Origin of the sequence: Stutzerimonas chloritidismutans, assembly GCF_038562055.1 — a bacterium.
Lineage (GTDB): Bacteria > Pseudomonadota > Gammaproteobacteria > Pseudomonadales > Pseudomonadaceae > Stutzerimonas > Stutzerimonas chloritidismutans_A.
This window is the reverse complement of sequence record NZ_JBCFXD010000007.1, coordinates 230,585-241,484: the sequence shown is the minus strand read 5'-3', so window position 1 is coordinate 241,484 and position 10,900 is coordinate 230,585. Positions and strand designations below refer to the sequence as shown.

Annotated in this window: 11 protein-coding genes and 1 pseudogene; 4 read left to right on the top strand and 8 right to left on the bottom strand. The window is 53.0% G+C overall.

Translation table 11 applies throughout. From position 1 onward, the window contains the following. Positions 1-36 precede the first annotated feature (36 nt). A complete protein-coding gene (gene cadR, locus AAGW23_RS13290; RefSeq protein ID WP_342406926.1) occupies positions 37-471 on the top strand; it encodes a Cd(II)/Pb(II)-responsive transcriptional regulator in 435 nt (144 codons plus the stop codon). A 41-nt stretch (positions 472-512) separates the two neighbouring features. Here cadR and AAGW23_RS13285 read toward each other — a convergent pair whose 3' ends face one another. Next, positions 513-809, bottom strand: coding sequence for a cytochrome c biogenesis protein CcdA (locus tag AAGW23_RS13285; protein WP_342406934.1), 297 nt, complete (start codon positions 807-809; stop codon positions 513-515). Positions 810-960: 151 nt separating this feature from the next. Next, positions 961-1,182, bottom strand: a pseudogene (locus AAGW23_RS13280) (cytochrome c biogenesis CcdA family protein); the annotation flags it as partial. A gap of 303 nt (positions 1,183-1,485) precedes the next feature. On the opposite strand from AAGW23_RS13280, the gene AAGW23_RS13275 reads away from it, so the two are divergent. After that, positions 1,486-2,118, top strand: a complete 633-nt coding sequence (locus AAGW23_RS13275) for a peroxiredoxin (protein ID WP_342406925.1) — start codon at positions 1,486-1,488, stop codon at positions 2,116-2,118. Between the two features lie 1,127 nt (positions 2,119-3,245). On the opposite strand, the gene radC is transcribed toward AAGW23_RS13275, so the two are convergent. The 5 genes from radC to AAGW23_RS13250 all read right to left on the bottom strand — a co-directional run bounded on the left by radC (position 3,246) and on the right by AAGW23_RS13250 (position 7,785). Continuing rightward, entirely contained in the window at positions 3,246-3,743 is a 498-nt protein-coding gene (radC, locus tag AAGW23_RS13270; RefSeq protein ID WP_124148218.1) for a RadC family protein, read from the bottom strand. 28 nt (positions 3,744-3,771) lie between these two features. After that, positions 3,772-4,674 (bottom strand): hydrolase or metal-binding protein, encoded by a 903-nt coding sequence (locus tag AAGW23_RS13265; RefSeq protein WP_138487288.1) that lies wholly within the window; start codon positions 4,672-4,674, stop codon positions 3,772-3,774. 127 nt (positions 4,675-4,801) lie between these two features. Further along, positions 4,802-5,602: a hypothetical protein gene (locus AAGW23_RS13260; RefSeq protein WP_342406924.1), complete on the bottom strand. Its 801-nt coding sequence runs from the start codon at positions 5,600-5,602 to the stop codon at positions 4,802-4,804. A gap of 137 nt (positions 5,603-5,739) precedes the next feature. Further along, positions 5,740-6,744 (bottom strand): lambda-exonuclease family protein, encoded by a 1,005-nt coding sequence (locus AAGW23_RS13255; protein ID WP_342406923.1) that lies wholly within the window; start codon positions 6,742-6,744, stop codon positions 5,740-5,742. A 72-nt stretch (positions 6,745-6,816) separates the two neighbouring features. Beyond that, on the bottom strand, positions 6,817-7,785 hold the full coding sequence (locus AAGW23_RS13250; RefSeq protein ID WP_342406922.1) for a DUF932 domain-containing protein: 969 nt from the start codon (positions 7,783-7,785) through the stop codon (positions 6,817-6,819). A gap of 809 nt (positions 7,786-8,594) precedes the next feature. Between AAGW23_RS13250 and AAGW23_RS13240 the strand changes: the two genes are divergently transcribed. After that, on the top strand, positions 8,595-8,813 hold the full coding sequence (locus AAGW23_RS13240) for a helix-turn-helix transcriptional regulator (protein WP_071557701.1): 219 nt from the start codon (positions 8,595-8,597) through the stop codon (positions 8,811-8,813). 298 nt (positions 8,814-9,111) lie between these two features. After that, positions 9,112-10,215, top strand: a complete 1,104-nt coding sequence (locus AAGW23_RS13235; RefSeq protein WP_342406921.1) for a YagK/YfjJ domain-containing protein — start codon at positions 9,112-9,114, stop codon at positions 10,213-10,215. Between the two features lie 9 nt (positions 10,216-10,224). Here the strand turns inward: AAGW23_RS13235 and AAGW23_RS13230 are convergent, their stop codons facing one another. Beyond that, complete coding sequence (locus tag AAGW23_RS13230; protein ID WP_342406920.1) at positions 10,225-10,893, bottom strand: hypothetical protein; 669 nt, start codon at positions 10,891-10,893, stop codon at positions 10,225-10,227. Positions 10,894-10,900: the final 7 nt, after the last annotated feature.

Below are 10,900 nucleotides of genomic sequence, written 5' to 3'. Positions count from 1 at the left end.
TCAATGGGACAGATGATCCGTTGAGGAGTAAGCCTGATGCGCATTGGTCAGTTAGCCCAGATAGCGGGTATCGACACCCAGACGATCCGCTTCTATGAACAGCAGGGCCTGTTGCCGCCGCCAGATCGGCAGGAGAATGGTTACCGTGTCTATACCGAGAAGCATGGTGAGCGGCTTGCCTTTATCCGCCGCTGCCGAATTCTGGACCTGTCACTGGCAGAGATTCGTGAGCTACAGAGCTATCAGGACGACCCTCACCAGCCTTGTACCGCCGTCAACGCCATGCTCGATGACCACATCTCTCACGTGCGGTCGCAGATAACCGCTCTGCAAACGCTTGAGAAACAACTTATTGCCCTGAGGGCGAGCTGCAACGAGGGCCGTGAAATCAGTGCCTGCGGCATTCTGGCGGGGATCAGCGAGGAGAGCAAACAACAACTAAGTAGGGCTAGCTCAGGCCGTAAGGGCTGAGCAGAGGTCCTGTCGGGCCGCCATGCTCCGCTATTTCCCGCTCACCCCAGCGTCGCCAGAGAGGGGAACAGATCGACCATGAAGCTGGAGAGACGCGTCATGGTGCCCGAGACGATGGCTATCCCCATGAGTATCAGGATCGTACCGGCAATTGGCCGGGTATAGGCGCTCCATCTGCCAAGCTTCTTGCTATGGCGGCTGAGGCTGTTGATGCAGAGCGTACTCGCCAGAAAGGGCAACGCCATCCCGGCGGAGTACATGCTCAGATAGATCATTCCATGCTGCGCATTGGCGGCATTGGAGGTGGCCATCAGAATCGCACCGGGGATGGGGCCGATACAGGGCGTCCAGCCGATAGCGAATGATACGCCGAAGGCTGTGGCCGATAGCGAATGATACGCCGAAGGCTGTGGCCGATAGCGGGGAGCCGCCCTGGAAACGAGGAGTGAACTGCAGTGTGCGTTGAAAGACCGGCATGCTGAGCAGGCCGGTCATGAAGATCCCCAGCAAGATGACCACCGAGCCTGTAATCCAGTTGAGCTCTTGGCGATAGCCACGCAGGAACTGACTGATTGAACTGGCACCTAGCCCCAGGGTGATGAATACCAGCGTAAAACCGGCGACAAAGAAAACGCTGAGTATCAGCGCTTCGAGTTTCTTGTCCCGCTTGTTGACACTGCCGCCCGTGACGACGGACAGGTAGCCCGGCAAGAGCGGTAACGTGCAGGGCGAGAAGAAGGAAACCAAACCACCTGCAAACGCGCCAATCAAACCGATAGAAGAGAGAGATTCCAAGGGCTATCGCTTCCTGAATACTAAAGCCATGAGTCGGCCCGTTGAGGCCAGCCCCTTGAGTCTACAACCCTGATCCCACCATAAGGCAACTGTATAGCTGGAATGGCTACACGCCCGATTAATGGGTTGTAGCCTTTTGCAAAGAGGCTTGACCTTAAAGCAGCTATAAGGATTAGCGTTCAAAGCGCTTCATCCATTGTCTAACCTGAGGATAGCGTGATGGCACTACAACTTGGAGAAACAGCCCCCGACTTCACGGTCGAGTCAACGGAAGGCACCGTCAGCTTCCACGAATGGCTTGGCGATAGTTGGGCCGTGCTGTTTTCCCACCCGGCCGACTATACGCCTGTCTGCACGACGGAGCTTGGCGCGTTTGCCAAGCGCAAGGACGAGTTCGCTAAGCGTGGCGCCAAGCTGATTGGTGTGTCCGTCGATCCGCTGGATTCCCATACCGGCTGGACCAGGGATATCGAGTCCACCCAGGGCGCGGCACTCAACTACCCGTTGCTGGCCGATGAGGACCAGGTGGTCGCTGAGCTGTACGGGATGATTCATCCTAAAGCCGATCCCAAGGTGACGGTGCGGACCATTTTCATCATCGACTCCAACAAGAAGATACGTCTGATGCTGACCTACCCGCCGAGTACTGGACGCAACGTCGATGAGATCCTACGGGTTATCGACTCGCTTCAGCTGACCGACACGCATAAGGTGGCGACCCCCGTGGATTGGCAGAGCGGTGAGGACGTCATCATCTCTCCTTCGCTATCGAATGACGAAGCCAAAGAGCGCTTTCCCGAAGGCTGGGATGAGAAGACACCTTATCTGCGTGTAGTGCGGCAGCCCCACTAACTACAAAAATGTCTTGGCAGCTCGGTTAGGCCGGGCTGCCCGATTGTTTCGTTGAGGCCTCCCAGCGGCGCGAGGAGCGCAAAAGCGATGTAAATCGGCACGACATTCAGAGCCTTGTTCGCCGCCTGTCCGAATCGAGTGGCGACACTATTGCTGCGTTTGCTGCGAAGGCGAAAAAAGACGCAAAGCCTTTTTCAGAAATAATCAGCAAACAACCGGTCATGATGCGGTCGCCGCTCAAGGCACTGGCGCAGCGCACCGAGGCCGATGGCGTAGAACTGGGCGATGTCGGAGAGGGTATCGCCGCAGCGCACCACATGCTGCGTTCAGCCTGAGCAATCAGCCGCGTTGCCCATGGCATATACATCCCGGTACGCTTTGGTTCCCGAAAATACTGCTCGCGCCAACTACCATTGATAATTCTCACTGCACAGATGCTGCTGCTCGGTCGGGTTGGCGAGGAAGGTATTCTAAGAGCACAAGCGATTTGTGAACCACGAAGCGGCCTGCTTATCCCGTCACTTGTGTGGCTTTCACAGCTTGTCCAGATGCCCCAGGACCTCACCTACGAGCCGCAGACTCGACTCAACGGTAGCGGTGGGCAAAAAATCTAACAACACTGTCGCCACTAAGTCTTCTTTATAGCTGAGTCCATGTTCGTTGTTATGCGAGCCCTGGGCGTTGACCAATACCATGAATCATTCGTGTAGCAGGCAGTAGTGCCCCGCCATTCTTATCTAACGCTGGAATGGCAGGGATCATTTGCAAATACCGATAGAACTTGCAGTGGCCGTACAAAAAAGCCGTCATCAACCAGGTAATCCGCTGAGCTGATGGTTGGTTCAGTCATCATGATATGAGCCAATCAACCAAAAGATCCGGATACCCAAAAAATGTAGCGAATCCTTTGAGCAGCCTTTCGGCTGCTCATGTTGGTTTCGGTAGGTTATTGAGCGTTCGAGCTCGCAGCTGCCGGTAAAGCCAACACGCCACCAGGACCGCGATCAGCAACGGCGAAAGCGCATCATCAATACCACCAGTAGCGACATCGCCAGGCAACCGGCAGGATGCCGACATACACGAACACCACAGCGAAGCTCCGCATCAGTAGCTTCATGTCCACCCCGTTATAGGTAGCCCAGCTCGGCCAGCGACACGCAGCCTTCGTGGCCCACGACGATGTGATCCAGCGTCCGCACCCCGACCATGTGCAGCGCCTCCTTTAGTTTGTTCGTGAGTGTGCGATCTGCCTGGCTGGGCTCGGGATCGCCAGAAGGGTGGTTGTGCACCAGGATCATGGCGGCGGCGTTATGCTCCAGAGCGATCTTTACAACTTCCCTGGGGTAAACGCTGGCTCCGTCCAGAGTGCCCCGGAACAGCTCGTGAAAGGCAATGACGCGGTGCTTGCTGTCGAGCATAAGTAAGGCAAAAACCTCGTGCTCATAGGCTTCGAGTAGCGTCTGCAGATGGCTGAAGACGTCGCGTGGTACCGTGAGTTGGCGACCACGACGCAGGCGGCGGCTGGCCAGTTGCTTGGCCATCAGCAGGATGTCGGCTTCAGTGACCGGTGATTCGATCAGGTAGGTGCCAGCGGTCTCGCCGGCCTTGATTTTGTGCAGTCTCATCATGAGCTCCTTTGGCCGGTGATCAGGCTCAGGCATTCAGGGATTGATGTTGGGCTTCCAGCTTTTCCGCCAGGCTGGGCTTGCCCGACGTATGCGAAGTGGATCTGGGGGATGGTTGCTCGCTGCTAGTCTCGGCGGGAAAGAACTCGTCGACGATGGCTCCGATATCCTCCTCGCTGTCCTCGAAGGCACCGTTGCCGAAACCGCGCCGTGCTGCCTCATCCAATGCGGCTTGATCGAAGCCTGCCGTTTTCCGTTGGTCATCCAGCTCGCCCGCCAGACGCAGCGCCTCTGTCATATCCATGCCGCTACGCAACGTTAGGTCGGTGTAGAAAATCGGCGTGCCGTGGCTCTGGCGGGTGGACTTGCCACGCAGGCGCAACTCCAGCGGCATGCAGGCCAGGCGATTGCCGGAAATGGCTTGGAAGTAATGCAGCCGAGCGGCCAGGGTGCGGATGCTGTTGAACCCGGTGGTACGGAATACGAAGCTGCCGAGCGAATCCTCATCCCCAATGACTACATTCAGTCGCCCATAGGGCTTGCACGCACCGCCTTTAGCCATCGGGCAAACATCCGGCGAAGGGCAGGGCAACGATTGCATGCCGTCCTGGGTGATCCGCTTGCAGGTTTCGCCATTTCCGACGCAAACCGGACGACCGGACTGACGATCAAACAGCGTGTAGTCCGCACGGAAATTCAGCTCCGATTCGTTGAACAGCAGGCGTACCGGAATGCTGCGCAGCTTGTCATCCTTGCCTTGGCGCAGCTCATCATTGAGCGGATGCGCCAGCCAGCCGTCGCGACTCTGCACCTGAGAAGTAATGGTAAATTGGTCATCCTTCTCCGGCAGGCGCTTGCCGTTCTTCTCGATGACCTTGCCTATGGAAATCCGCCCGAGTACCGGCGGGGTTATAGCCAGACCTTTGAGCATTTTTTTCTCCCTAAATAAAAAGGCCATCAATGCAGCATAAGCGGCAATGATGGCCAGAAATGGGGTTGTGAATTTATTTAGTTGAGCGCAGATTTTATCTGTGCCGTGATAAATTAATTAAATTAGTCTAAGGGTGTGCGGAAAGGTTAATAAAGTTATTGTTAATCCCAACGGCGTTGCCTTCAATAAAGCAGAGGATGGTTTCGCAAAAGCCATTCCTGCTCTCAATTTCCTCTACAGTTACGGTGGGAAGAAATTTGGTTAGTTGTTTTTCGTCAACCCATTTATCATTTATATAGCAATCGTTATCTTTGCGTGGGTTGCACCATGCCGAAATCTTGTTTTCCGCCGGGTATTTTTCTTGCCATTCAGTCCAAGTCAGACCGGTTCTGCGTTTAAATAATGTATCTACTGCTCTTTCGTTGGCGCCGCCACGGGTGTAGAAGTCACGGAGCTCCCGACCTGCGTCGGTATAGGAAATGCTTTCCTTGCCAAACATTGGGCCTTCGCCAGATCTGTGAGCAACAATGTGATCCCCCGATCCTTGAATGTAATACATAAGTTCGGTTTGTGCCAAAATCTCGCCGGGAACCTCAGCAAAGACATCCCCCGTTACGCTATTAATGCATGTGCCGTTACTACAAAAACCTTCCTGCCAATTAGGCCCAACATGTGGTGTTCCGCTGTGGTCTGTGTATGAGACTTCCCTCGGCCAAGCGATAATGGTGCAGTTTAGGGCCTTCTTGATATTTGGGTGGCTTGGGTCTTGGAAGCGTTGCCAAACACAAGGTATAGCTTTTGGGTAAGCCTCTACATCATGCTCTGGAGGGTAATATGGGATTTGATTTTCATAAGGGATGTTATAGGCCATCGCTGAGCCCGTTGATATAGTGAGCCCGAAAACTAGAATGCTAACAACTATTTTCATTGTGCTTCCTTTGTATTTACTTGTTTATTGTTTATTTCACTAAGATGATGATGGCGTATTGGCATCGAATATGGCAAGTGGCCTGCCCGATCTGCGCAGCGCAAACTGTGTGGGCTAGCTGGGGGAGGGCATGAAAGTCATCCGACCAGAAAGCGCCGTGCGCCGGGCTTGGTCAGCGAGTATTTGGCTTTCAGGTGCGGGCGTTCCTGGAGTAGTCGGGCCACGTCGAAACCCACGCTGTCCTTAGCCTTGCGCCAGCTGACGTAGCCGTTACTGAACTCCGCCCGACTGGCTTCGCCCATGGCTTGTTGCAGCATCTGTTTAAGTACGGCCTCGCGCTTCTCCTTCTCAGCAATCAACTGCCGCACGGCTTTGAGTTCGATGTACGCAGCCGATAATCCCGCGTTACCGCTGAAGTCGAGCGTCTGGCCGTCATCCTCGGGATAAAGGCAGCGCAGAGCGGCCTCTGCAGAAGCAGTGCCATCAGCGGGTGGTGGTGTGTCCGTCTCGACGTAGTGCCAGAACGCACTCTCCAACTCGATCAAACGGCTGATCATCTGCTTATCCCGTTGGATACGATGAATTTCTAGCGTCTGGCCGCCCAGCAGCACCGCAACATCCGCCGCCTGCTTGCCGGTGACGGCGAGCTGATGCATCACCTGCAACTGCACATATTCGGGCACGCCCTCTTTCCAGAGGCGTGCCCCGTTTATGCCGGCTGTCTTGCATTCGAGGATCTGCACGTCGTCGGCACCGATTACCTCCCGGTCAATATTTGCCAGCATCCAGGGCATCTCCGGATTCGGGTGCTGCAGTACGGCATTGACGCGGCGAACCTTGTTCTTGGTGCGCTTGCTGTAGTGCCAGGCCACGATGGGTTCCAAGACGTTGCCCCAGTACATCGGGCTGTCCTCACCATCAGGATCGGTTATTGGGAGTCCGGTATCGCGTCCGGTCTTTTCCAGCCACAATTCCAGCTGCGACTTGTAGGGATTGAGGCCCACGGCAGCTGCAGCATCAGAGCTGCCAATGCCTTGCTTGCGGATCTGCAGCCAGTCTTCGCGAGGCAATTCCTTGGTGCTGATCAGGCGTAGAGCTGACCGGGGTCTGCTGGTGCTGCGGTTCAATGAAGTCGCTTTCATGCTGTTCACCTTACGGGCATAAAAAAGCCCGATCAGCGCGAAGCTGACCGGGCGATAAGGTTGAAATGAGGGTTAAGCGGCGAGCTGTAGAGCCGCGTCCAGAGCACGTTGCTTGATCTGCGCTCCCTGGCCGAACCAGGCGGAGTCGAGGCGGTATTCGGTGCTGCGTGCCCGACGCTCGTGATCGACGTACTCGGTCACAGCATTGAGCAGGCCCCAGGCAGTGCCTTTGGCTGATTCCAACTGACTGCCCCGGCCACGGCCTTCGTACAGTTCCTGAACCTTGCGCAGGGCGCGCTCGTTCGGCAGCTGTTCGGGTAGCTGGCCGGTAGGGCTGACCTCGCACATCACGTTCATAAAGAACCCCATGGCCTCATGCCACTGCACCTTGCGTTCGGCCAGGTGGCGTATGCGATACATGAAGTCGTCCCATTGCGAGACGGCTATACCGAGCTGCTTCTTGACTAGGTTGGGATCGAAGCGAGTGTTGTGCGGCACCTTGATCGCTCGGCTGGTGCCGTCAAGGGCGATGGTCAGGGTGTTGTTGCACACGACACGCACCGTGGTTGGCGTTGCGGTAGTGGCCAAGGTGCCGTCGCACGACGTAGCCAACAGCAGGTAGCCGTTGACCTGGTCGTTACCCTTGATCGCTGTGCCTTGTCCGGTGCGTGCAAGCGCCCAGAACTTGCGACCACCCTTAAGCACACCAGCGGTTTCAAGCTCGTAGCCGGAGACCTCGGTGAGATCCCGGTAAAACTCCAGTACTTCCCGTGGCTGCACAGTGTGATAACGCTTGGAGACCACTGACAGTGGCGACTTGGTGTCGGAGCGGTAGAGCACCTTCTGCTCTGGGAAGGAATGAATTGCACCGAGATGGCCAATGGCGTCCGATTTGAAGTGGACGGGGCTTTCCAGAATCTGCCAGTCCATGCCGGCCTCGCGCTGCCAGACCTCAATGGGTTGATTTTGCGGCAGGTTGTTGCCCAGGCCGTGCCACGGGGTGGCGCCGATATAGGCCATTTTTTCTATGAGATGAGCCATGATATTTCCTTACTAAAGAAACATATGTAATAGCGTGCAATTACTAAGGCTGAGCGGAATCAATATTCTGTTTGCGAAAAAGAAACACCGCAGTGATGACACTCATAGTTGTCGAGTACATGTGAGTCGAACTCCTCACCCATCTTCGCCCCGGCTAGTCCTCCGGCAGTCCCGCCGGCCAGACCGCCTAGAATCGCACCGGCCAGACTGCCGATAGTGATTCCTATAGGTCCAGCGAAAGCTCCGATTAGTGCGCCACTCTGTGCTCCTGCCATAGCTCCGGCAGCTCCGCTGGCTGTGCCGCCAACGGCACCAATAGCACCTCCGATCTTCCGACCCTGATTACGTGCAACCACTCGAAGAGAACCGCAGGAAGGACAGCAAATACTCATTATCTAAGCTCCTTTAATAGTCATTGGGCGGGCGGGTATGTATTGCCCGGCTGCCAATGAGTAATACAGGTCTGAAATTTTTTTAATGCGCATCGCTATCCACACTGAGCCTATCCGGATACGGCGGGGGGCTGGACGGCGTGCACCTGCCGCAGCTAGACGCTTCCTCTGCTTTTTAAGTTGGTACCTTTCTGAGCAAAAGTTAGTTCCTAGGCGCTGCTGGCGGGCCCTCCAGCAAGGCTGGATCGAGTCGGCGGTACGAGTCCCGGTTACGCCTGTAGGCCCCAATCTAGAGCGCCCATGATGGTGTGCTTGCTTTCAGTATTTTTTTACACGAAGCACACGTAAAGACATCTCCCCGGCCGGTTTCTATAGTCCAGCCCCATCAGCTTTTGCACACGAAGAGGAGAAGCGCCCATGGATCAGAGGAACTCACAGATGAGGATTCTTAGAATTAAGCAGGTTCAAGAACGTGTGGGACTTTCGAGGTCAACGATCTATGACCGAATTAACGAGAGGTCCCCTCGATATGATCCTGAGTTCCCAAAACCGGCGAAGCTAGGCGCCTATGCGGTTGGATGGCTAGAGGAAAGTATCAATGAGTGGATAAATAAGCGGGTAAAGGGATCCGTATGAATGAATCGCACTCGCTGCGAGCCTAACTATTCTACAGCGCTTTAAGTTTTGTGCTTTAGGTTTGTGGTGCTATTTGTTGTCGAATGGCTTGCCTTAAGGAGGTTGTCTTAATGTCGAATATTGGTTTATTTGTTATTAATCGATTAATTGATTTGCGAATTGGTTGTTTGGCTACTATGAGTGGGTTCGCCTTCTTGGTCTGAGTATATGTTAATTCGTACTTGTGGGCGTAAGCACTGAGTAATAACGACAGGCACTCAATGCCTGTCGAAAAGCTAGCGAAAGAGGCTGTTAATGAATGAGTGATAAAACAAGCAAGGCATGTGAATGGAGCAGGGAGGGTGTAATCGAAGGGCTTCATGATGGTTGCTACGATTACTTTGAAGGTGGTTACGTCTATGTCTGCCCAGAAAGGACTGTCTGTGCTGATCTGGTAAGATTAGAGCGCTTGGTAAAGGAGGTGGTAGCATGTGGTCAGGAACTATTTAAAATAAAAGCGAAAGGTTGGAATAGCTATTTAGTTTACGATGCTTTAGGGCGGGATGTTCTGAGATTTATATGGCGAGAAGAATGGATAAGATATCATTATCCACTTCATAGGTTCAGTCCTCATGTCGAAGCTTTTTTTAGGTGCTCAATAGCCTTTCGGCAGAAATACCATGATCCAGGAGTTTCCGGATACTCGAGCGAAGATGTATATTGTGTTGCCGAGTCATTGAACAGAATGATTGAAGAGCTTAAAAAAGTAGTATCTAGTGACAATTTTAAGGGCGAAATCAATCAGCATACTCGTTCCTCAAACAAGAATCGCAGAAGCATTGTTAAGTATATAAATGCTCTCTTTGATTCGAAGTCTAGGCTGCTTGTTGTTAGGGTGGATCTAGGGTATGAGGCAAGAACCAAAAGAAATGGTGGGGATGTTAGCTATGCTCAGGCGAAAGAGCACAGAGAGGAATTTTTCAAAGAGCTAAAAAAGTTATTTCCTAACGGGGATTTGGTTGGTTATTGCTGGAAGTTAGAGTTCGGTATTTCCAAGTCTTATCACTATCATGTGATGGTATTTTTGGATGGCGCAAAACGAAGAGAGGATGTTTCGTTAGGAAGGTTGATTGGAGAGATTTGGCAGGAAAAGGTTACGCTTGGGAAGGGTGTGTATTTTAATTGTAACTCTAAAAAATCAGCTTACAGGTCTTGCGGGATAGGAATGATAAACCATGGAGAGATTGGGAAGCGAGAAAACCTTTTAAAGGCTGCAACATATTTAACTAAGCAAGATGTCTATATCAAGATTGCTCTTGACGGTGGAGGGCGATGCTTTGGTCGAGGCGAATTACCAAAGGTTGGCTCAGTAAGGAAAGGCAGGCCACGAAAAAAGGCTGCCAAACCTAAGGTAACGTTGTGATATCAGTGGTTATTTTAAAATTCCAATTCGCGTGCGGGCCTCGGTGGATAAGGTTTTCTCCAGAGCTGATCTAAGTTCTGTATCTTTCCTCGTCCATCTTCGCAGGGTTTCCGGAAGTGCTGCCTGTTTCAGCGGTATCCTCTGCGCCTTTATGAATTCGTACAATTTTTCATCTATTTCGTCAATGGCTTGGGCGATGCTCATCCAGCCGTTGGCAGGTTTGCATGTTTCAAAGAGTCTTGCTGCCTCCTGTTTTGCTGGGTGGTAAATGTGTGAGCGCGCCTTTCCGCCGGTTGACGCTATGAATTTTTGCTGGCCAAGTTCATGGTACAGCGGGTGGTAATATGGGGTGCCAGCCAGCCTTAATAAGTACTCAATGTATGGGATGATATCGTCTGGAACCCTTAGGTCCTTTTCTATTAATCCTTCGATCTGCTTCAGTATGACGTAGGATCCTTTTATTAGCTCTAAGCAGATATTCCATGGCTGTTGTGTTCGAAACAGTGAATCGATTTCCTGTTGTGTAGTTTCAATGCATTCGTTTTCGATTTTTCGTGCCCCGGGCTCCACAATTACTTTGTCGTAATTCATTTCGGGGAACTTGGAACTAAACAAGTGTTTATTCTGTTGCTTTGCATGGATGAGGAACTTAGAGAGTTCAATATATGAAATCGACATGCTTTAA